Raw genomic sequence first — 22,447 nt, forward strand, 5'->3', positions numbered from 1 at the left:
CTTGTGTCCAGGGTAAGGAACGCAATACGACGTGAGTGGGGGGTTGTCCGCTCTTTGGCCCAGCGTTACCGCAGCGCGGATGGTGCCTGGCGCGATCGGTTACTGGACCAGTTCGTGCGACCAGGGGATCTCGTCTTCGATATTGGCGCTCACGTTGGTGATTGTATCGCGAGCCTGCGTCGGCTGGAGGCGCGAGTGGTCGCTGTCGAGCCACAGCCTTCGCTAGCGCGGGCATTGCGGATACTGCATGGCCGTGACCGGCAAGTAGTGCTTGAACAGCTTGCAGTGGGTGCCGACAGGGCTGAGGCTGAGATGTATCTCAATCTTGCCAACCCAAGCGTCAGCTCGCTCTCGCGCATCTTCATTAGCGCAGCCCAAGGCGGGCAGGCATGGCAAGGCCAGCGCTGGGAGGGCAGGGTCAAAGTGCCCGTGACGACGCTGGATGCGCTGATCGCGCGTTACGGAGAGCCACGATTCTGCAAGATCGACGTTGAGGGTTACGAGGCCAGCGTCCTGCAAGGGCTGAGTTGTCCCTTGGCGGCGCTTTCATTCGAGTTGACGACCATTCAGCGCCAGGTTGCGCTGCAGGCGCTCGAGGAATGCGAGCGGCTCGGTCGCTATCGCTATAACGCCGCATTAGGTGCAAGCGCGTCGCTGATACATGCCCAATGGCTGAGTGCCGAAGAGATCGGCGGCTGGATCAAGGGGTTGCCAGAAGCAGCGAATTCAGGGGATGTCTACGCGGTGCGGGTGAATACCTAGTGCAACGCTGTTGAGGTCTCGATACATGCTGATGACCCACGCCATTATCGATATTGGAGCTTGGGATATTGGAGCTTGGGCACTTTCGGGCGGTATCGAATCTTTGGCAGCATTGCACCAGAGGCGCTCATCTAGAGCCACACAGAGCCATTGATATGCCGTTTTCAGCCGTAGCCTAAGAGGAGGGATGCCAAGGCATGACCATGACTGATGAAGCGCAAGCGTTCTGGCTCGTTCAGCCGGGGCAGGGGGCACTGCGAAGCGAGACACTCGCGCGGCTTGGAGCAGGCGAGGTCGAGGTGTGCACGCTCTTTAGCGGCATCAGCCGTGGCACTGAAGGACTGGTGTTTCGCGGTGAGATCCCAGAGAGCGAGTACCAGCGCATGCGCGCCCCGTTCCAGGTCGGCCAGTTTCCGGCGCCGGTCAAGTACGGCTATATCAGTGTCGGCCGCGTCGAGGCCACCGAGACTGCCAAGGATGCCGAACTGATCGGCCAACGGGTCTTTTGTTTATACCCGCATCAAGATCGCTATCGCGTGCCGGCCATCGCGGTGCATCCATTGCCGGCAGGGCTGCCAGCGGAGCGGGCGATCCTCGCCGCGCAGATGGAGACGGCGCTCAATGGGCTCTGGGACGCGCAGCCGCGTCTCGGCGATCGGATTGCGGTGGTGGGTGGCGGGGCGGTTGGCTGCCTCTGTGCTTGGCTTGCGAGCAGGATACCGGGCTGCGAGGTGGAGCTCGTCGACATCTATCCGCAGCGCGCCGAGACGGCGGCGGCCTTGGGGGTAAGGTTTAGTGATCCCGCAGCAGCCCGACCGGATGCGGACCTGGTGATGCATGCCAGTGGTACCGCCGACGGCTTGATCACGGCGCTCAGGCTTGCCGGTGCTGAGGCGACCGTTCTGGAGCTGAGCTGGTTTGGCAGCCAGCAGGTCAGCCTGCCCTTGGGCGAGGCCTTCCATCAGCGCCGACTAACCCTGCGCTCCTCACAGGTTGGCAGCCTGCCGCTGGAACAACGCGCGCGCTGGAATCATCGGCGGCGCCTGCAGCTCGCCCTGTCGCTGCTGACCGACCCCGTGCTGGATCTGTTAATCACCGGCGAAGATGCCTTTGCCGACCTGCCGCGGGTGATGGCCAGGCTGGCCAAAGCCCCAGGCGCAACCCTGATGCACCGTATCCGTTATCCCTAAAGCCAATGCCCGGCCAATCTGCCATCCGCTGGCGCCCAGCAGACCATGATTGCCCCCGAAACTGTTCACTCCAGGTGCCCGGTCATGTTCTTCTGGCACTGCGTATTCACACCTCAGATCAACCGGCTGGCCCATTATGTATAGCCTCTGCGTTCGCGACCACATCATGATCGCCCACAGCTTTCGCGGCGAGATCTTCGGCCCCGCGCAACAACTGCATGGCGCCACCTATGTAGTCGACTGCGAGCTCCGCCGCACGGAGCTGGATGCGGATGGGCTGGTGGTCGATATCGGCAAGGCCTCGATGGTCCTGCGCGAGGTGCTCGGCGCGCTCGACTACCAAAATCTCGATGAGCACCCCGCGTTCAAGGGCCAGAATACGACCACCGAATTTCTCGCCCGCGCGATCTTCGAGCGCTTCGCCGCCCGCATCAGCGCCGGCGATCTCGGTGAATCGGCCAAGGGGCTGACCGCGATGCGCGTCCAGCTCAGCGAATCGCACGTCGCCTGGGCCGCCTATGAGGCCGAGCTGCCGGCCTCGGGCAACGACTAAGAGGCCGCAGCAGTTCAAGGCGCATCCACGGAGGCCAACACGAGTGAGACGGCGCTAGGCAACTTGGCAAAACAGGACCGGTACCCATGATCGAGCATCACTTCCGCGTTGCGCTCCACGACACCGATGCGGCCGGCGTGCTGTTCTTCGCGCATCTGTTCCGCCATGCCCATGATGCCTATGAGGCGATGATGGCCAGGATCGGCTGGCCCGTCGATGGCCTGATTCGTGGGCGCCAGATTGGCCTGCCGTTGGTGCATGTCGAGGCCGATTTTCGGCGACCGCTGCGGCATGGCGATCAGGTCGATGTCGTCATTGAGCTGAAGGAGCTTGGCGAGCGACGTTTCAGCTTGGCCTATGCGTTTTTCATTGGCACGCATGAGGTGGCAACGGCACTTAGCATCCACGTCGCCATCGACCCGCGCACCGGCAAGAGCCAAGCGCTGCCGACATCCCTCGTCAGCGCCCTCTCCGCCTGATGACCCGCTGAAGGACAATCGTCGCATCGGTGAACGAAATGGCATGGCGTCGGGATGCTGCGAGGATGATGAATGAACGCTGTTGATATCGAAGAGGCCGTTTCCACACTGGCCCAACAGCCCTTTGATGCGGATGAGTTTCCCTTCGCCTTTCTCGAAGCCTTCGGGAACAAGGCAACGACGATCAAACGCTTACGGTCAGGCGCCTCGAACAAGTCCGATCTCGGCGGTGTGCTGCAAACCAGCAATATCCACATCAAGACCTGTCCGGTCGGTGACGTCACAGAGACCTTGGTGGCACTGAAGGAGAGTCCGGCGACGACCAAGGCCAAGGCCAAGTTCGTACTGGCGACAGACGGTATCGAGCTACAGGCCGAGGATCTGAATGCTGGCGAGACGATCGCCTGCAACTATCCGGACTTTGCCGAGCACTTCGGCTTCTTCCTGCCACTGGCCGGTATCACAACTGTTCAACAGATTCGTGAAAGTGCCTTCGACATCAAGGCCACCGGTCGCCTGAACCGTCTGTACGTCGAACTGCTCAAGGACAATCCGGACTGGGGTACCGCTGAGCGTCGGGTCGAGATCAATCACTTCATGGCGCGGCTGATTTTCTGCTTCTTCGCGGAAGATACCGATATCTTTGCCGAGAAGGGATTGTTCACCAAGATCATCGAGAGGATGAGTGATCGGGACTCATCCAACACGCATGAGATCATCAGTGAGCTGTTCCGGACGATGAACATTCCGGCAGCCCAGCGGCAGGCCGAGAAGGTACCGCGTTGGGCCGATGCGCTTCCTTATGTCAACGGTGGTCTGTTCTCACACAGCGTTGAAGTACCCCGGTTCAGCAAGATTGCCCGCACCTACCTGATCCACATCGGTCATCTCGACTGGCAGAAGATCAACCCGGACATCTTCGGTTCGATGATTCAGGCGGTTGCCGAAGATGAAGAACGCGGGGCCTTGGGCATGCACTACACCAGTGTTCCCAACATCCTCAAGGTGCTGAATCCGCTGTTTCTGGACGAACTGCGCGAGAAGCTAGAGGAGGCCGGAGATAACCCTCGAAAGCTCCTCAACTTGCGCAACCGGATCGCCAAGATTCGCGTCTTTGATCCCGCGTGTGGCTCGGGTAACTTTCTGGTGATTGCCTACAAGGAGCTACGTGCGATCGAAGCGGAGATCAACCGCCGCCGTGAGGAGGTTGGCAGAAAGTCAGAGATACCGCTGACCAACTTTCGGGGTATCGAGATTCGGGATTTTCCCGCCGAGATCGCCCGTCTTGCCTTGATCATTGCCGAGTATCAGTGCGATGTGCTCTATCGCGGTCAACAGCTTGCTCTGGCTGAATTCCTGCCCCTAGAGGCGATGAACTGGATTACCTGCGGAAATGCGTTGCGGATCGACTGGTTGAGTATCTGTCCGCCGACAGGGGCCGGTGTGAAGCTTCATGGGGATGATCTGTTTAATACGCCACTCGATCAAGCAGAGATTGATTTTGAGAATGAGGGAGGGGAGACTTATATTTGTGGTAATCCCCCTTATTTGGGGAGTCAGGATCAATCTAAAGAGCAAAAAGACGATCTAGTAAACGCCTTTAACGGCGCAATTAAATCCACTAAATCTGCTGACTACGTCGCAGGGTGGTTTATCATGGCGCGCCACTATATTTTATACAGTAATAGTGTGTTTGCTTTCGTTACAACAAATAGTATTTGCCAGGGCCGACAAGTTGCTCTTTTTTGGCCAGCCATTCTCGGTAATGAACTCGAAATACGCTTTGCTGTACCCTCGTTTCTTTGGAATAATTTAGCATCCAAAAAGGCGGCAGTCATTGTTTCCGTTATCGGTGTGGGAGCAAAGTCTCGATCACCAAAAAAACTTTTTGAAAAAAATCAGGTAAAAGAAATTAGTTTTATCGGGCCATACTTAGTTCCAGGCTATGACACTGTAGTCGCAAGCTCAAGGAAGCTCTTGTTCGAGCTAACGCCTATGAGCAACGGCTCAATGCCTAATGATGGTGGTGAACTTCTAATGTCGGTTGAAGAGTATCGACGACTAATATCTGAACACCCCAATGCCAAAGCTTACTGTCGAAAATTTTTAGGGTCTCATGATAGTATTCAAGGCGAGATGAGGTATTGTCTTTGGATCGCAGATGATGAGGCTGAGAACGCCAAGGAAATTCCACAAATAGGCCGAAGAGTTGATGCTGTCCGTGCCCACCGACTTTCAAGCCAGCGACCGGGAACAAATGCGTTAGCTTCTACGCCACATGCATTTGGCGAACGTCGACATCGTAATGGCCGCGCTCTTCTTATTCCCCGCCACAGTTCTGAAAACCGCCCTTATTTGCCATCCGTTTTTGTTGATGGAGGTACGGTTGTTGGAGATAGTGCAATAGCCGTTTATGATTTCTCAATGAGGGACTTTGCGATTTACTCATCCAGGATGCATTTAGTTTGGGTGGCTACAGTATGCGGAAAAATTAAGCTGGATTTCCGTTACTCCAACACCCTCGGTTGGAACACCTTCCCTGTACCCACGCTCACACAAAAGAATAAAGACGATCTTACCCGCTGTGCCGAGAATATTCTTCTCGCCCGAGAAGCCCACTTCCCAGCCACCATCGCAGACCTCTACGATCCAGACAAGATGCCCGATGACCTACGAGCAGCCCATGATCGCAACGACGAAGTGCTGGAGCGTATCTACATCGGTCGTCGTTTCAAGAACGACACCGAGAGACTAGAAAAGCTGTTCGAGATGTACACCAAGATGACAAGCGCTGAAAAGCCAAAAACTCACGCGACCAAATCGCAAGGTCAATCAGCCTCATGATCCTGACGACAACCCCAGTCGAATCGTTCCCGGATTAAGCCGTCCAAGTTGAAAGTAGGGATTGTTCCTAATAATCGTCACTGAGAGCAAGACCATGATCCATGCGGAACTGATCGAAACCTTAGAACAACTCCCACAAGAGAAACAGGCCGAAGTACTCGACTTCGCCCGCTTTCTTGCCCAACGCCGACAGCATGATGAGTATGAACCCAAACCCCTCGCTGAATGCTCGTTTGCCCAATGGATCAACACCCCGCTAGTCGTAAATGATTTTCAACCGCTAAGCCGAGAGGATGCGAATGCCCGCTAAGGTCTTCGTCGATACCAATCTTTGGCGCTGATCAGACCCTGGAGTCACGATGACCGCACAGTCGAAGATCGTCCCGTCTGTCTCTGTATCCTATGCTCGCAACGGAAGCTCCACCCGCTCCAACGAGCTGGGCATGCGCCCGATGCAGGAACGGGCTTACGAAAAACGCGGCGAACAGTACCTGCTGATCAAGTCACCCCCCGCCTCGGGAAAGAGTCGGGCACTGATGTTCATCGCCCTCGACAAACTCGCTAACCAAGGTCTGAAGCAAGCGATTATCGTCGTTCCGGAGAAGACCATCGGTGCGAGCTTCAACAACGAACCGCTGTCCACGTTCGGGTTCTTTGCCGACTGGCAGATCCCGCCGAAGTGGAACCTTTGTAACGCCCCCGGTGAGGAGGGCGGCAAGGTTAAGTCGGTGAAGGCGTTTCTGGACAGTGACGATCAGCTACTGGTCTGCACCCATGCCACCTTTCGCTTCGCGGTCGATCAGTTCGGCATCGAACCCTTTGATGACCGGTTGATTGCGGTCGATGAATTTCACCATGTTTCAGCCAATCCGGATAACAAACTCGGAGCGCATCTGGCGCAGTTCATCGCCCGTGACCGGGTGCACATCGTCGCCATGACCGGCTCTTACTTCCGGGGTGATGCCGAAGCGGTGTTGTTGCCGGAGGATGAGGCGAAGTTCGATACCGTCACCTACACCTACTACGAGCAGCTCAACGGCTACGAGCACCTGAAGCAGCTGGATATCGGTTACTACTTCTATAGCGGCGCCTATGCCGACGACATTTTGAAGGTACTGAACCCGACCGAGAAGACCATCGTTCACATTCCAAGCGTCAACTCCCGTGAGAGTACCAAGGACAAGATCCGCGAGGTCGAGCACATCCTTGAAGAACTCGGGGACTGGCAGGGCATTGATCCCGACACCGGCTTTCAGCTGATCAAGACCCCTGACGGTCGGGTGTTGCGGATTGCTGATCTGGTCGATGATGACCCCAACAAACGGGATCGCGTCGCTGTCGCCCTCAAAGACCCGCGCCAGAAGAACAACCGCGATCATGTCGACATCATTATTGCCCTCGGCATGGCGAAGGAGGGCTTTGACTGGATCTGGTGTGAACATGCCCTGACGGTGGGTTACCGGGCCAGTCTCACCGAAGTGGTGCAGATCATCGGACGCGCCACCCGTGACGCTCCCGGTAAGACCCGAGCCCGCTTCACCAATCTGATTGCCGAACCGGATGCATCCGCGCAAGTCGTGACGGAAGCGGTCAACGATACGCTGAAGGCGATTGCCGCCAGTCTGCTGATGGAGCAAGTGCTCGCTCCCCGCTTCAACTTCGTCCCAAAGACACCGAGCAGTGGTCCCGAAGAGGGTTATGACTACGGCAAGGACGGCTATGATCCGACCAAGACCAATGTCGGCGTCAACGAGGAAACCGGACAGTTCCAGATTGAGATCAAAGGGTTGACGAAGCCCACCAGCAAGGAAGGCGAGCGTGTCTGTCAGGAAGACTTAAACGAGCTGATTGCCGCCTTTGTGCAGGACAAGACCACGATCGAACGCGGGCTGTTTGATGAGGAACTGGTACCGGAGGAACTGACGCAGGTTCGCATGGGCAAGATCATTCAGAACAAGTATCCCGAGCTGGAGGAGCAGGATCGGGAAGCGGTACGCCAACATGCCATCGCGGCCCTGAACCTGACACAGCAGGCCAAGCAGCTTGCCGCCGGTCAAGCGATCACGGATGAGAAACAGCCGGGGGAGAGTCCGAATACCGCCTTTATCCAGGGCGTGCGCAAGTACGTCACCGATGTGCGGAATCTCGATATCGATCTGATCGACCAGATCAATCCCTTCCAGGAAGCCTACGCCATCTTGGCCAAGGTGATGAATGAGGAGAGTCTGAAGACCGTTCAGGCGATCATCACCGCGAAGAAGGTCGCACTCTCCCTGGACGAGGCCCGCGATCTGACGAAACGGGCGTTGAAGTTCAAACAGGAACGCGGTCGCTTACCTTCGATGAACTCACCGGACCCCTGGGAGCGCCGGATGGCGGAAGGTGTCGCCTTCCTGCAGCGCAAGACCAAGGAGGCTGAACGTGTCTGAGTTATCCGATCGGGAACTGCTGGATGCCCTCGGTGTTGAGAGCGAACCCGAGCAGCAAACCGTCCATACGCCACGCGAAGAACGCATCATCGCTGGCTTTGAGGATATTCAACGCTTTTATGAGGAACAGGGACGCATTCCGCAGCACGGGGAGGATCGAGACATCTTCGAGCGGCTGTATGCGGTTCGGCTTGAGCGTTTGATGAGCCTTGAAGAGTGCCGGACCTTACTGGAACCACTCGATCATCAAGGGCTGTTGAAGGCTCAGGTCAGTGAATCGGAGAGTCCGCAGGCGGATGCGTTGGACGATGCCGCCTTACTGGCTCAGCTCGGTGTCGATGACGAAGCTCCGGCGATCACGGAGCTACGCCATGTCCGATCGACGGCGGAGAAGAAGGTCGCTGAAGAGATTGCCAACCGTGAACCTTGCGACGACTTTGCCCGCTTCAAACCGCTGTTTGAGCAGGTACAACAGGATTTAGATGTTGGTCTTCGAACCGCAAGACCGTTCGGTAAGAAGGCTGAGATCGAAACGGGCCGGTTTTTTATCTTAGGCGGTCAGAAAGCCTATGTCGCCGAGATGGGAGAGGTCTTTACTCAGGACTATGGTGATCGGGATGCGCGACTGCGGGTGATCTTCGACAACGGCACCGAGAGCAACATGTTGATGCGCTCGCTCCAACGTGCGCTCACCAAGGATGAGGCCGGACGGCGGATCACGGAGCCGGATGCGGGACCACTGTTTCGGCAGGAAACCGAAGACGGCGATCAGGCCAGTGGCATCATCTACGTGTTACGAAGCCAGTCCGATCTCCCGCAGATTGCCGAGAACCGCGAGCTGATCCACAAGATCGGTGTCACCAGCATGGAGGTGGAGAAGCGGATTGCCGGAGCGAAGCTTGATCCGACCTTTCTGATGGCTGATGTCGAGATTGTCGCGACTTACCAACTGTACAACATCAACCGCGCCAAGCTTGAGCATCTGATTCATCGCATCTTTGCTCCGGCACGGCTCGATATCGAGATCAAGGACCGGTTTGGGAATCCGGTGGTACCGCGTGAGTGGTTTCTGGTGCCGATGTATGCGATCAAGGACGCTGTCGAGAAGATCCAGGACGGGTCGATCACCCAGTATCGTTATGACAGCGGTGAAGCGAAGCTGTCCATGCGTTGAGAACGATTCCGACCACCAAACCCTGCCAGGACTTCCTTTCCAATGATGATACGACCGTCGGCACCCGTGCTAAGGCTGCTTCAGCAGGCATGCCATCATGCCATCATGCCATCATGCTGTCATGTTTCTACCGCTATGTCGGTTTTCTGAGCGCAGCGGCCATCGATCAGGTGCTCAGTGATTTTCGCGATGGCCTGAGAATGCCCGATGTGCGGGAGCTGCCTCAGCCTTGAGCTCGCCGAGGGCCTTGGCACGGGCGATGAGCGCTCGCCGGTCAGGCTTGCCTGAGCTGAGTGTGGGGAGAGACTCAAGACGCGCAAACGTCCGCGGTCGACGATGCGAGGGCAGGTTGCCGCGGCACCAGGCTTCGAGCTGTGCCGGCTCAAGCTCGCCGACATAGAGTGCGACCAGTCGATGCCCCCAGGTCGGATCAGGCACGCCGATGATGGCGATCTCAGTGATCTGATCGAGCTGGGCCAGCTCGTGCTCGATCTCGGCGGGCAGCACATTGATGCCGGCAATCAGCACCACATCATCGGCACGCCCTAGAATCTGGATGCCGCCGCCTGGCAGTCGGCAGGCGAGGTCTGAGGTCTCTAGCCAGCCGTTGTCGAGACCAGCGCCGGGCCTGCGTGTCGGATTGGCGTAGCCGAGCATCAGCATTGGGCCGCGGATGCGCAGCGGCTGGGCTTGTTGTGAGGCCTGGCTCGGCGCCTGCTGTGGTGCGACGTTCGCGGCATCGCTCGGCGCCTGGTGCTGGATTGGATCGCAGCTCGGGCAGTCGAGCTCGACGCCGTCGAGTGGCATCAGGCCCCGCTGCGGCAAGCCATCGGCGCCTATCCAGCCACCGGCGACCTGGGAGAAGGTCTCGGTCATGCCATAGCCAAGGTAGAGCGGCCAGCCCTGTTCAACGGCGCGCCGGGCCAGGTTGCTGTCGAGGCCCTGTCCACCGAGCAGCACGACCCTGAGCCAGGGCGGTGGCGCTGGATCAACGCCGAGCAGGCGCTCCAACATCGCCGGGACGAGCGAGAGGTGGGTGATGCGCGCATCCCAAAGCGCCGTTTGTACCTGCTCCGCCTCGAAGCGCGACTGCACCACCTGCACCACCAGCTCGGCGCCCGCGAGTGCGCAGCGATAGCCGATCGCCAGCCCGCCCACATGCTGGCGCGGCAGTACGCAGAGCCAGCGATCGCCGGGCTTGAGATCGAGTCGCGCATTGACCGCCCGGCAGGAGGCGATGATCGCCGCCGCGCTCAACATCACGAGCTTGGGCTCCGCGCTGCTGCCGCTGGTCTCGATCAAGAGCGCTGGCGCTGGCGGTGAATGTGTCGCTGCAGCGGAAGAAGTCGTTGCAGGTACATGCGCTGATCCGCTGCGGATCAGCGCGCCCGCTGGTCGGTTATTGGCATCCGTATTGGCATCCGGATCGGCGGGCTGCCACCAGCATTCAGCACCGCTCGCCTCGATCAGCGACTCAGGCCGCGAGTGGGGCAGATCGGTGCGCACAGGCAGCATGGCTGCGCCAACTCGAGCCAGCGCCCATTGCATCAGGACTGAATCTAGCACTGGCATGGTCGGACAGAGCACCAGCTCGCCAGCCGCCACGCCAGCGCTAATCAATATCGCCACGCGTTGCTCGACGAGCGTTGCCAGCTCAGCGTAGGAGTAACGCTGGTTGCCAATCCGAAGCGCATCGGCATCGCCCAGTGCCCGTCGGCGCTCAATCAGCGTGCTCAGGTCAAGGTCACCGCCCTGGAAACTATCCATCAACCGATAAACCGCAGATAACGTAGATAACGCAGATAAAATATTATAGAACAAGGCTCTAACAGATTTGGCAAGGTCAGCTAACAGGTGAATCAGTGATGAGCAGCCGTGTCAGTGCCTTAAAATCTCTGCGTTAATTTGCGTCATCTGCGGTTAAAATGCGCTTTTTAGGATCGACGGCATCCCGCCTTGACGACCGCGCTGGACGCGAAATACTCGGCTGGAGCTGGCTCGGATCACCTCAGCGTCTTTTGCAATGGTCTCCGGACGCGGCTGCGCTGAGCCAGCGCAAGCAAATGGACGGTTGACCTTGACCGAAAAGAACTCGCAACGCTAGGGTCTTGCGGCAGTCGCGCGCGCTGCGATTCTAGCCTCCTGCAAGGGCCACCGATAAGGCCCGCCGACAAGGTTCACACGACTATGCCGCTTGCCTTTCCCTTTTCTGCCATTGTCGCCCAAGAAGAGATGAAGCTCGCGATCCTGATCGCGGCAACCGATCAGAGCATCGGCGGCGTGCTCGCGTTTGGCGATCGCGGCACCGGCAAGTCGACGGCGATTCGCGCTCTGGCCGCGCTGCTGCCCTCGATGCGAGTGGTCGATCGCTGCACCTATAATTGTGATCCAGATGCGCCGGAATCAGGCCTCTGCGAACAGTGCCGCGAGCGCAAGGCGAGCGGTAAGATCAAGGTGCGCAAGGCACAGGTGCCGGTGGTCGATCTGCCGCTGGGAGCGACCGAAGACCGCGTCATCGGTGCGCTGGATTTAGAGAAGGCCCTGACGCGCGGTGAAAAGGCCTTCGAGCCGGGCTTGTTGGCGCGTGCGCACCGCGGCTTCCTCTATATTGATGAAGTCAACCTGCTCGAGGACCATCTGGTCGATTCGCTGCTCGATGTCGCGGCCAGTGGCGAGAATGTGGTCGAGCGCGAGGGGCTGAGTGTGCGCCATCCGGCCAAGTTCGTGCTGGTCGGCAGCGGTAACCCGGAAGAGGGTGAGCTGCGCCCGCAGCTGCTCGACCGCTTCGGTCTCTCGGTCGAGATCAGCACCCCGCAGGATCTAAAATCGCGCGTCCAGGTGGTGCGGCTGCGCGACGAGTTCGAGCGCGATCCGGCGGCCTTCATCGAGAAGTACAAGCGCAAGGATGGCAAGGTGCGGCGCCAGATCATGAATGCCAAAGAGCGTCTGCCGAATGTCGAGGTGCCGGATGCTGCGCTCGAGCGAGCCTCTGAGCTTTGTATGAAGCTCGGCACTGACGGCCTGCGCGGCGAGCTAACACTGATTCGCGCGGCGCGCGCCTTCGCCGCACTCGAGGGCGACGATGTTGTCACCGACGAGCATCTGAAGCGGGTCGCCCCCCCGGCCTTGCGCCATCGGCTGCGTCGGAATGTGCTCGACGACGCGGGCTCGACCACTCGCGTTGAGCGCGCGATCGAGGAATTGTTTGGGGAGTGAGCAGCCTGCAGCCAGCGTCTCAAGGCGCGCGTGGCCCGCATGGCCTGAGCCGTAACAGAGTATTTGAGCCCCAGATGACGCAGATGAGCGCAGAGATTTCAGTACGCTTCTACGTATCCATGCCGGACCCACTAGGCGGACTGGATGTGCTTGCTAAGGCTTGCCTTGATTCAGTGCGTTCAGTTCAATGAGCGACGAGCATTCGACGGCACTGCCCGATCACAGCACGCGCTGGGATGATGCCTGTCTTGCGGCGGCGCTATTCGCGGTCGATCCGGCCGGCAGCGGCGGTATCGCGGTGCGTGCATTACCAGGGCCCGTGCGTGAGATCTGGTCAGAGCTGCTGCGTGAGCTGCTGCCGCCGGCGGTTCCCTTTCGCCGCATCCCACTCCATGTGGCCGATGGTCGTCTGCTCGGCGGGCTCGATCTCGCCGCGACCCTGCACGCCGGGCGCCCGGTGGCTGAGCGTGGGCTGCTGGCCGAGGCCGATGGCGGAGTGGTGCAGTTGGCGATGGCCGAGCGCGTTAGCCGCTCGACCGCTGCCTATCTGAGCGCGGCGCTGGATAACGGCGAGATCCAAGTCGAGCGCGACGGCATCACCGCGCGCACCATGGCACGGATCGGCGTTGTTGCCCTCGACGAGGGTGCCAACGAAGAAGAACAGGTTCCGCATACGCTGTTGGATCGATTCGCCTTTCTGCTCGATCTGGGCGATATCCGCTACAACGAGGCGATCCCCTCTGACATCGACATGAGCCAGATCGCATCGGCCCGGCAGCGGCTGGCCGGCGTGCGCATGGATGACGAGGCGATCGAGGCTATCTGTGGCACCGCGCTCGCACTCGGCGTCGACTCGCTGCGCTCATCGCTCGCTGCCTTTCGGGTTGCCCGTGCCTCGGCGGCGCTCGCCGGGCGCGACCACGTCGAATCCGCCGATGTGAGCGCTGCCGCCCGACTGGTGCTGGCACCGCGTGCGACGCGTCTCCCGATGCCCGAGCAGCCAGATGAGGAGCAGCAGGCAGAGGAGCCGCCACCACCCCCAGAAGACAATCAGGACGAGCAGAAGGATCAAGATCAGACGCCGCAGCAGGAGTTGGATAAGCCGCTTGAGGAGCAGGTGCTGGAGGCCGCGCAGGCGGCGATCCCGCCGAATCTGTTGGCGATGTTGCAGATGGGTGCGATGCGTCAACGCTCGAAGTCTAGCGGCAAGTCCGGCGCCATCCAGAGCGGCTCGCTGCGCGGGCGCCCAGCCGGTACCCGTCGCGGCGAGCCTGGTGCCGGGGCGCGCCTCAACCTGATTGATACACTCCGGGTGGCGGCACCCTGGCAGCGGCTGCGGCGTCAGGAGCGGGCCGAGAAGGGGGGCGCTGCTGAGGTACTGGTCGAGGTGCGGCGCGATGACTTCCGCATCACCCGCTATCGCCAGCGCTCGGAGACCACCACCATCTTCGTCGTCGATGCCTCCGGCTCAGCGGCGCTGCATCGCCTCGCCGAGGCCAAGGGCGCGGTCGAGCTGCTGCTGGCCGATTGCTATGTGCGTCGCGATCGGGTCGCCATGATCGCCTTCCGAGGACCAAGTGCCGAGATCCTGCTACCGCCGACGCGCTCGCTGGTGCGTGCCAAGCGCGGACTGGCCAGCCTGCCCGGTGGGGGGGGTACTCCGCTGGCCTCGGGCATTGATGCCGCGCTTGCGCTCGCCGACGGGGTGACCCGTCGCGGGGGCACGGCTGTCGTGATCCTGCTCACCGATGGCCGCGCGAACGTGAATCGCGATGGCATCGGCGGTCGCGCTCAGGCGACAGAGGATGCGCTCGCTTCGGCCCGTGCCTTCCGTGTCGCTGAACTGAAGGCGCTGGTAGTGGATATGTCGCCGCGTCCGCGTCCAGATGCCGAAAATCTGGCCCGCGAGATGGGAGCAGTCTATCTACCGCTGCCGCATGCAGATGCGCGCGCGCTCTCCGGCGCGGTGCAGGCGGTCAGTTAAGTGGTCATTGCCGCTGATTGTCAGACAATACAAGCCACCTGGCCTCGCGTTGCTGTGCTCGCCAAACTCGTTGCTGTGCTCGCCAAACCCGACAGTCCGGGCGATCGGCTCAGCCGTGTTTCACGACCGCGACTGACGAGCCGTCGATGACTTCCGCCTCGGTCATGAATGACAAGCCGGTCTGGGAGCGAGACGGGCAGTCTTGGCCAAATCGCGAGCACAGTCGTTTTGTCGAGGCTGGTGGCCTGCGCTGGCATATCCAGGAGGCCGGCAGCGGCCCGCCACTGTTGCTGATCCATGGCACCGGAGCCGCTTCGCACTCCTGGGGTGGACTGCTGCCGCTGCTCGCCGAGCATTTTCAAGTGCTTGCGCTAGATCTGCCGGGCCATGGCTTCACCGCCGCACCGGCACCATCACAGCTCTCGTTACCCGGCATGGCCGCGGCCGTTAGCGCCTTGATCGAGACTCTGGGCTTTGAGCCGGAGATCGCCGTCGGCCATTCCGCCGGTGCTGCCATCCTGGCTCGCATGTGTCTCGACGGGGGCATTCAACCCAGGCTGTTGATCAGTCTGAGCGGGGCGCTGCTGCCGCTGCGGGGATTTGCCGGGCGATGGTTCTCGCCCGCCGCGAAGCTCTTTGCCCGCAGCTCGGTGGTCCCGCGCTTCTTCGCTCGCGGTGCGCGCAAGGACCCGCGTAGTGTAAAGCGCATGGCCGATGGCACAGGCTCACGCCTCACTCCTGAAGGGATTGCGCTCTATCGGCTGTTGATCTCCTATCCGGGGCATCTGGCTGCGGCGCTCAATATGATGGCCAATTGGGATCTCGAGCCGCTGTTGCGCGAGCTACCACAGCTCAAGCCGGCGTTGGTCTTGGTGGGGTTTGCCGAGGATCGCACGGTGCCGCCAAAGGAGGCGGAGCGTGCCAAATGTCTGCTGCCACGGGCGCGCTTGCGGCTGATGCCTGGCCTTGGGCATCTCGGTCACGAAGAGCGCCCGCAGCAGGTGCTGGAGCTGGTGCTGCGCGAGACTGCCAACCCCTGAGCCTTCATCGCTGGGCTTGCCGTCGCTCGAAGACGTTGAGCTGCTGCTGGGGTCTGCTGGTCTAGGGGTGGTGCTCGCTCTATCTAGTCTTTCTTGAGCAGATCGGCGAGACCGGCAAAGGGGTTATGGGTGCTCGGCGCAGCGGTGCGTCCACCGGTGACGCTGGTATCACGGCCAGCCGCCACCGCCGCGATGTGCTCCTCGTATTTTTGATGCTCGTTGTCGTGGCAGTAAAGGCAGAGCAGCTCCCAGTTGCTGCCATCGGGCGGGTTGTTGTCGTGGTCCATGTCTTTGTGGTGGACCGTCAGCTCGCGCAGATTGCTGCGATCGAACTCGCGCGCGCAGCGACCGCAGACCCAGGGATAGAGCTTGAGCGCCTGCTCGCGATAGCCAGCGGCGCGATCGTCCATGGCGCGGCGGGCGTCGGCGACGACACGGTCAAGCTTGTTGCTGTCGATGGTTTGGCCGGTGCGGCCATGGCGGGGAGCGTCTTTGGGCATCTTGGACTCCGCTCTGTTGCGGCAGTTGGCCTCTGAATGTTGACTCGATGTTAGGCGATTGCCGGAAAAAGCGCGTACCGAATTGCGCAGGATGTTCGTTTGCCTTCAAGGAGCATCGTCGGGAGCATAGCCGGGCTATGTGACCGGCGATGCGACGCAGAAGGCGAGCGAAAAGACAAGCAAGGCGGTATGAGCTTTGACAGAAATCGTCTTGGCTTAGGATTGTAAGCTAGAGTGCGCCAGCTCGGGCATATTGTGAGCACCCTCTTCGATCCGGTAAATGCACGCGGTGCAATCGAGCTCGACATAGCCCTCTTCGGTCATGGTCTCGATGTAGACGGAGCATTGGCGCGATTCTCAAGGTATGCTCTCGCCCGCTATGGACCTGCTCAATGACCTCTTTCGCTCGCCGCCTTGGGAAGCCCTGCGCCTTGGCCTGCAGCTGGCGTTCGGCCTCGCGCTGCTGTTCTGGCTCTGGCAAGCCTTTCAGTTGCGTCATGCGGTGCCGCTACGGCATCTCGCCAAGCCGCGCGCCTGGCTGTTGCCAGCGATTGGCCTGCTGACAGTCGCGCTCACCGTCATCCTTGCCTATCAGGCCACCTGGCAGCTCGGCGGCCGGGCGCGACCGCAGTTCATCGCCTTCATGCAATCGCACGATCGTCGCCAATTCAATCCCGCGCACTGGATTCAGCGCGGACGTATTCTCGATCGGCGTGGGCAGATCCTAGCCGAGACCAGGAATCGCGATGGCGCTGCCGAGCGTGTCTATCCTTACGGGCCGACCTTTGCGCACACGGTTGGCTATGCGGATGCGCGCTTTGGCCTCAACGGTGTGGAGGCCATGGCCAATCGCGCATTGAACGGATCGACGCTGGATAGCCTCGATGATTGGAGCGAGCTTGGGCGCCAGTTGCTCACCCAGAGCAAGCGCCCGCGCGGGCAGGACCTGGTCACGACCTTGGATGCGGAGCTGCAGCAGTTTGCGGTCGAGCGAATTGCAGCGGCTAAGCCAGTGGGTCGGGGGGCGGTGGTGATGTTGCGTCCTGCTGATGGTGCGTTGTTGGTGATGGCGAGCCTGCCGGGTTTCGATCCCAATCAGCTACAACCGACGCTGTTCAGCGGTGGCGACCCAACCACACCGCTCTTGAACCGCGCAACTCAGGGTCAGTATCCGCCCGGCTCGATCTTTAAGGTGATCCTTGCCGCTCAGGCGCTCGAAAACGGCTTTCGCGGTCGCCTGGATTGTCCAGCCGATGGCTATACGACCTCGAGTCGATACCGGCCGATCCGTGATCACGAGTATTACGAGGCCCGGCGCGCGGGTCGGTCCTGGGCGGGACTGGGTGTGCTTGACCTGTCGACGGCGCTCGCCAAGTCATCGAATGTCTTTTTCGCTCAGCTCGGTGTGCTCGGTGGTCATGCGGCGCTGGCGAAGACCGGCGAGCGGATGCGCTTCAACCGTTCGATCGACTTCGTTGGCGGTCCTTCCGGGACCCTGCAGTTGCAGTCGGCACAGCTCCAGCCCATCCCTGAGCATGATCGTTATGGCTTGGCTCAGGCGGCCATCGGCCAGGGCCGGGTCACGGCGACGCCGGCCTACATGGCCTTGGTCGCCGCCGCGATTGCCAATGATGGGGTGGCGATGCGGCCACGTCTGCTGCGTGATGCTCAGCCCGAGATGGTCGGGCGGTTCATGAGCGCGGATACCGCGCGCCGGCTGAGGCTGATGCTCAGGCAGGCGGTGACCGAAGGCACCGGCAAAGGGATCGAGACCCCTGGGCTCGAGATCGCCGGCAAGACCGGCACCGCAGAAAACCCGCAAGGCAGCTCGCACAGCTGGTTCATCGGCTTCGCACCCGCGTCCGCACCACGGCTGGCGTTCGCGGTGTTAGTCGAGCATGGCGGATACGGCTCGAGGATGGCGGCGCCGATCGCCCGTGATCTCCTGCTCAAGGCTGTTGAGCAAGGGCTGTGATCTGCGCTTTTAGGGATAGGGATAGGGATTGGCAAAGCTGCTCGTGTGTCGGGCAGGGCTTGGCAATACCTCGCAATGCCTAGCAAGAAGATCAGGCTCGCCCGGCGCTACGGCTTACAGCGGAACGGTAAGTTCCAGATCGGCCTGGTCCAGGTGATCTAGCCATGGCAGGTCGCGGCAAGCCAACCTGTTTCGCGGATTTCTGGCAGCTGCGCGCGCCCGAGCGCCGACTCCTGCTTTGGGCGCTGCTGATCGCGCTGCTGGGGTATTTGATGTTGCTTGGCGCCGGGCCCAAGGATGGGCTGGATCTGCAGCTCGGCGCCTTGATCCCCTTTCTGGTCTACCTGGGAGCTTTCCTCAGCGCCCATCTGCTCCTGGTGCTGGCGCGCTTCCGGGGTGATCAACTGCTGCTTCCCTTGGCGGCGCTGCTGAGCGCGATCGGCCTGATCGCACAGTCGCGTACGGGCATCTTTGCCTCGCCAGCACCGGGCTTAGACAAGCTGATCCTGGCTCCGCTCGGTGTCGCCTTGATGCTGAGCATCGCCATCGCCGGCCGCAATGGACGTTATCGCCTCGCCACGCGCGCGACCTGGCTGTGGGCCGGACTCTCGCTGTTGCTGATCGCGCTGGTACTGGCGACCGGTCAACGCTATCGCGGCGCTGTCTACGGACTGGGTTTCATCACCCCGACCGAGCTGCTGAAGCTGACCATGGTGCTCTTCACCGCTGCATTCATCGATCGCCATCTCAAGTCGCTGAGTCGTTGGCCTGGTCTGCTGCCGCCACTGCGCCGGCTCTGGCCGTTGCTGTTGGTCTGGGGTTTGCTGCTGGCGATGCTGCTGCTGCAGCGCGACCTTGGGCTGGTGCTGATCTTGGGGTTGACGCTGCTTGCCGTCTTGGCTGCGGGCACTCAACATCCCGGTTACCTGCTCTACGGCTCGGCGCTGGCGGCTGCGGCAGGCGCTGCGGTGATCAATGTCTTTGCTCACGGCCAGCGTCGTATCGATGTCTGGCTGAACCCCTTCTCCGACCCGACCGGCGCCGGTTGGCAGGTCTTGCAAGGTCTGTCCGGGATGTATGCGGGCGGACTCTGGGGCGAGGGCTTTAGCGAGGCACGCCCACGCTATACGCCGATCGCAGAATCGGACCTCATCTATGCGGTCTGGGCCGAAGAGCTTGGCTTCGTCGGTAGTCTGCTGTTGCTGCTGCTGTTCGGGCTGCTGCTGGCGCGTCTGCTGACCCTGGCGGCACGTGCACGCACGCCCTTTGGAGTGATGGCGGCAACCGGCGTGGCAACCGTGCTGAGCGTGCAGACGTTACTCAATATCGGCGGCGTCACCAAGGCTCTGCCGCTCACCGGGATCACCTTGCCGCTGATCAGCCATGGCGGCAGCAGTCTACTGACGGTCTTTGCCAGCCTCGGCCTGGTGCTCGCGATCTCTGATGGCGAGCCGGTCAAGTCGCGTAAGGGGACCGCAGCCAAGGCGTCCAACCTGGGCAGGTCGACAGGGAAATCAGCAGCAGGTCATCAGCGATCTTCGCGAGCGAAGGGCTGAATGAACAAGGTCGCGGTTTTGGGCCTAATTAGCCCTCGTCAAGGAGCTCGGCAAGGGCGTTAAGGAGGGCGCTGTTCTCGTCTGGCGTGCCGACAGTGATGCGCAGGCAGTCGGCGAGTATGGGATGAGCGCCATCGAGGTTCTTGATTAGGATGTTGCGTCCGCGCAGGCCATGGAAGAGCGCGCCTGCACGGCCTGGCTGGGTGCGGACCAGGATGAAGTTGGCATCGCTCGGGAACGGGTGGAGTCGGCCTTGGCCGCCGTCGAGGGTCGTGAGGGTGTTGGCGAGCCGCTGGCGTTCGCTGCGGATCGCGTTGGTCTGTGCGTCTAAGACGTGGCGATGGTTGAGCGCGAAGGCAGCACTGGCTTGGCTCAGTACGTTGATGTTGTAGGGGAGGCGGACCTTGTCGATCTGCTCGATCCACTGCGCTGGACCGGCGAGATAACCGAGCCGCAGTCCGGCGAGCCCCATCTTTGAGACCGTGCGCATCACTAGCAGATTCGGCCAATCTCCGAGCCGTGGCAGGAAGCTGGCATCAGTGAAGGGCGCGTAGGCCTCATCGACGATGACCAAGCCGGGGCTCGCGGCAATGATCTGCTCGATGGCGGCGGGATCGAAGAGGTTGCCGGTGGGATTATTCGGATAGGCGATAAAGGTCAAGCGCGGCTGATGGCGCTCGATGGCGGCGAGGGTGGCTGCTAAATCGAGCGAGAAATCGGCGGCGTTGAGGTTGACACCTACATACTCGAGCCCGGCAAAGAGGCCGATCATCCGGTACATGACGAAGCCAGGATCGAGCGAGAGCAGAGTCGGGCGGCAGGGTTCCGAGGGCCTTGGCGAGCGAGCGCGAAGGCTGTCGCCGAGCTTAGCGGGTTGGCTGCTGCCGAGGCGAGTACCGGGTTGGTCACCCTGAGCGACAGCCGGCGCAGCCACTGCGAGCGCCAGCATCTGGATCAGCTCATCGGAGCCATTGCCAAGCAGCAGATCCATGTCTTGCGGAATCCGCATCGCCTCACGCAGTGCTGTTTGTAGCGCAGGCGCGCGCGGGTCCGGATAGCGATTCAGCTCGGCCTCGCGCAATGCCTCGAGCCAGTCGTCGCAGAGGGCTTCCGGCCAGGAATAGGGGTTCTCCATCGCGTCGAGCTTGATCATGCCGGTGGCGTCAGGCACCGGATAGGCCTTCAGCGCCCGAATCTCAGGGCGGATGAGCTGCTCGATTAGGTTCTGCGCGATCGGACCCTGCTCGATCTGGTGATGCATGGCAGTTGGCCGCTCTATCCTGTGGAAATCGGTGGAAAGATTATGTTTGACTGGCGCCTCGATACTCGGCGGAGCGGGCGTGCGCGGTCAGGCCCTCGCCACGCGCGAGCGCTGAGGCGGTGCCGGCGAGCGCTGCGGCACCAGCCGCTGAGGCCATGATCAGGCTCGAGCGCTTCTGGAAGTCGTAGACCCCCAAGGGGGATGAGAAGCGGGCGGTGCGCGAGGTCGGCAGTACGTGATTTGGCCCGGCGCAGTAATCGCCAAGGGCCTCAGCAGTGTAGCGCCCCATGAAGATGGCGCCGGCATGGCGAATCTTCTCGGCCAGCGCCCGAGGCTCGGCGACCGACAGCTCCAGATGCTCGGGCGCGATGCGGTTGGCGACCTCGGCGGCCTGGTCTTGATCGCGGGCGAGGATCAGCGCGCCGCGTGCATTCAGGGCTTGGGCGATGATCTCGCTGCGCTCCATCTGCGGCAGCAGGCGTTCGATGCTGGCGCTGACCTGATCCAGATACTCAAGATCCCAGGCAATCAGGATCGATTGCGCGTCCTCGTCATGCTCGGCCTGCGAGAATAGGTCCATGGCGATCCAATCCGGATCGGTCTCGCCGTCGCAGAGGATCAGGATCTCGGAGGGGCCAGCGACCATGTCGATGCCGACCTGACCGAACACGGCGCGCTTGGCGGTGGCGACATAGATGTTGCCGGGGCCGACGATCTTATCGCAAGCTGGAACCCTCTCCGTGCCGTAGGCGAGGGCGGCGACGGCTTGCGCACCGCCAACGGCGAAGGCGCGATCAACGCCGGCGATGGCGGCTGCGGCTAAAACCAACTCATTGAGCTCACCGCCAGGGGTCGGCACCACCATCACCAGCTCGGGCACGCCAGCGACCTTGGCCGGCAGCGCGTTCATCAGCACCGATGAGGGATAAGCCGCCTTGCCTCCGGGCACATAGAGTCCGACGCGATCGAGCGGGCTGACCTTTTGGCCGAGCAGATTACCCTCGGCGTCGGTGATCTCCCAGCTCTGCAGGCGCTGATGCTCGGCATAGGCGCGGATGCGCTCGGCTGCGGCCTCGAGGGCTTGGCGCTGAACCCGAGGGATCTGTTCCAGCGCTTGGCTGAGCCGGGCCTGATCCAGCTCAAGGGCAGCGGCGTTCTCAGGTTGCCAATGGTCGAAGCGCGCGGTGTAGTCGATCAGCGCCGCATCACCACGTTGACGAATGTCCGCAATGATGGTCTCGACGGTCTGCTTCACGCCGGCATCCGAAACGGACTCCCAGGCGAGAAGGGCGTCTAGGCGGGCGTCGAAATCCGCATCCGTGGTGCTCAGACGAGCGATCCTGGGGTGAGTGATCTTAGTCATGCTGCAATTCTGTGTTGGTCCCTGTCCATCTTTGGCTCAAGCAGCCTAAGCCCGCCAACTTTGCCAGGGTGTTTGTGCTCAGGGAGCTGGTTTCTATCCGCTTTGCGGTTGATGACGCGTC

General features: G+C 61.1%; 17 protein-coding genes. 13 read left to right on the top strand and 4 right to left on the bottom strand.

The genetic code is table 11. The features are described from left to right. Positions 1 to 54 precede the first annotated feature (54 nt). The 8 genes from VBE63_RS02375 (at position 55) to VBE63_RS02410 (ending at position 9,431) form a co-directional block, all read left to right on the top strand. Positions 55 to 762, top strand: a complete 708-nt coding sequence (locus VBE63_RS02375) for an FkbM family methyltransferase (protein ID WP_323681387.1) — start codon at positions 55 to 57, stop codon at positions 760 to 762. 197 nt (positions 763 to 959) lie between these two features. Next, positions 960 to 1,952 carry a zinc-binding alcohol dehydrogenase gene (locus VBE63_RS02380; protein ID WP_323681388.1) on the top strand — a complete coding sequence of 331 codons (993 nt, stop codon included), beginning with the start codon at positions 960 to 962 and terminating at the stop codon, positions 1,950 to 1,952. A gap of 136 nt (positions 1,953 to 2,088) precedes the next feature. Next, positions 2,089 to 2,505, top strand: a complete 417-nt coding sequence (locus VBE63_RS02385) for a 6-carboxytetrahydropterin synthase (protein WP_323681389.1) — start codon at positions 2,089 to 2,091, stop codon at positions 2,503 to 2,505. Positions 2,506 to 2,591: 86 nt separating this feature from the next. Beyond that, positions 2,592 to 2,984, top strand: a complete 393-nt coding sequence (locus VBE63_RS02390) for a thioesterase family protein (protein WP_323681390.1) — start codon at positions 2,592 to 2,594, stop codon at positions 2,982 to 2,984. A gap of 72 nt (positions 2,985 to 3,056) precedes the next feature. Next, on the top strand, positions 3,057 to 5,828 hold the full coding sequence (locus VBE63_RS02395; RefSeq protein ID WP_323681391.1) for a class I SAM-dependent DNA methyltransferase: 2,772 nt from the start codon (positions 3,057 to 3,059) through the stop codon (positions 5,826 to 5,828). A 94-nt stretch (positions 5,829 to 5,922) separates the two neighbouring features. Next, a complete protein-coding gene (locus tag VBE63_RS02400) occupies positions 5,923 to 6,138 on the top strand; it encodes a DUF2281 domain-containing protein (RefSeq protein WP_323681392.1) in 216 nt (71 codons plus the stop codon). 49 nt (positions 6,139 to 6,187) lie between these two features. Then, positions 6,188 to 8,257 carry a DEAD/DEAH box helicase gene (locus tag VBE63_RS02405; RefSeq protein WP_323681393.1) on the top strand — a complete coding sequence of 690 codons (2,070 nt, stop codon included), beginning with the start codon at positions 6,188 to 6,190 and terminating at the stop codon, positions 8,255 to 8,257. Continuing rightward, positions 8,250 to 9,431, top strand: coding sequence for a GIY-YIG nuclease family protein (locus tag VBE63_RS02410; RefSeq protein ID WP_323681394.1), 1,182 nt, complete (start codon positions 8,250 to 8,252; stop codon positions 9,429 to 9,431). Before VBE63_RS02405 ends, VBE63_RS02410 begins: the two co-directional genes overlap by 8 nt. Before the next feature lie 174 nt (positions 9,432 to 9,605). Here the strand turns inward: VBE63_RS02410 and VBE63_RS02415 are convergent, their stop codons facing one another. After that, on the bottom strand, positions 9,606 to 11,198 hold the full coding sequence (locus VBE63_RS02415) for a class I adenylate-forming enzyme family protein (RefSeq protein ID WP_323681395.1): 1,593 nt from the start codon (positions 11,196 to 11,198) through the stop codon (positions 9,606 to 9,608). A 420-nt stretch (positions 11,199 to 11,618) separates the two neighbouring features. On the opposite strand from VBE63_RS02415, the gene bchI reads away from it, so the two are divergent. The 3 genes from bchI to bchO all read left to right on the top strand — a co-directional run bounded on the left by bchI (position 11,619) and on the right by bchO (position 15,671). After that, entirely contained in the window at positions 11,619 to 12,647 is a 1,029-nt protein-coding gene (gene bchI / locus VBE63_RS02420) for a magnesium chelatase ATPase subunit I (protein WP_323681396.1), read from the top strand. A gap of 187 nt (positions 12,648 to 12,834) precedes the next feature. Beyond that, positions 12,835 to 14,631 carry a magnesium chelatase subunit D gene (locus VBE63_RS02425; protein WP_323681397.1) on the top strand — a complete coding sequence of 599 codons (1,797 nt, stop codon included), beginning with the start codon at positions 12,835 to 12,837 and terminating at the stop codon, positions 14,629 to 14,631. Between the two features lie 146 nt (positions 14,632 to 14,777). After that, positions 14,778 to 15,671 (top strand): alpha/beta fold hydrolase BchO, encoded by an 894-nt coding sequence (bchO, locus tag VBE63_RS02430; RefSeq protein ID WP_323681398.1) that lies wholly within the window; start codon positions 14,778 to 14,780, stop codon positions 15,669 to 15,671. An 83-nt stretch (positions 15,672 to 15,754) separates the two neighbouring features. On the opposite strand, the gene VBE63_RS02435 is transcribed toward bchO, so the two are convergent. Beyond that, positions 15,755 to 16,171, bottom strand: a complete 417-nt coding sequence (locus VBE63_RS02435; RefSeq protein WP_323681399.1) for a YajD family HNH nuclease — start codon at positions 16,169 to 16,171, stop codon at positions 15,755 to 15,757. 364 nt (positions 16,172 to 16,535) lie between these two features. Between VBE63_RS02435 and VBE63_RS02440 the strand changes: the two genes are divergently transcribed. Both VBE63_RS02440 and VBE63_RS02445 read left to right on the top strand, forming a co-directional pair. Then, positions 16,536 to 18,146, top strand: a complete 1,611-nt coding sequence (locus VBE63_RS02440) for a penicillin-binding protein 2 (RefSeq protein ID WP_323681400.1) — start codon at positions 16,536 to 16,538, stop codon at positions 18,144 to 18,146. A 164-nt stretch (positions 18,147 to 18,310) separates the two neighbouring features. Continuing rightward, positions 18,311 to 19,702, top strand: coding sequence for an FtsW/RodA/SpoVE family cell cycle protein (locus tag VBE63_RS02445; protein WP_323681401.1), 1,392 nt, complete (start codon positions 18,311 to 18,313; stop codon positions 19,700 to 19,702). A 28-nt stretch (positions 19,703 to 19,730) separates the two neighbouring features. Here VBE63_RS02445 and VBE63_RS02450 read toward each other — a convergent pair whose 3' ends face one another. Then, positions 19,731 to 20,963: a pyridoxal phosphate-dependent aminotransferase gene (locus VBE63_RS02450; protein ID WP_323681402.1), complete on the bottom strand. Its 1,233-nt coding sequence runs from the start codon at positions 20,961 to 20,963 to the stop codon at positions 19,731 to 19,733. Between the two features lie 40 nt (positions 20,964 to 21,003). After that, on the bottom strand, positions 21,004 to 22,326 hold the full coding sequence (gene hisD, locus VBE63_RS02455; RefSeq protein WP_323681403.1) for a histidinol dehydrogenase: 1,323 nt from the start codon (positions 22,324 to 22,326) through the stop codon (positions 21,004 to 21,006). Between the last annotated feature and the right edge of the window lie 121 nt (positions 22,327 to 22,447).

Origin of the sequence: Lamprobacter sp., from assembly GCF_034860625.1 — a bacterium.
Taxonomy (GTDB): Bacteria; Pseudomonadota; Gammaproteobacteria; order Chromatiales; family Chromatiaceae; genus Lamprobacter.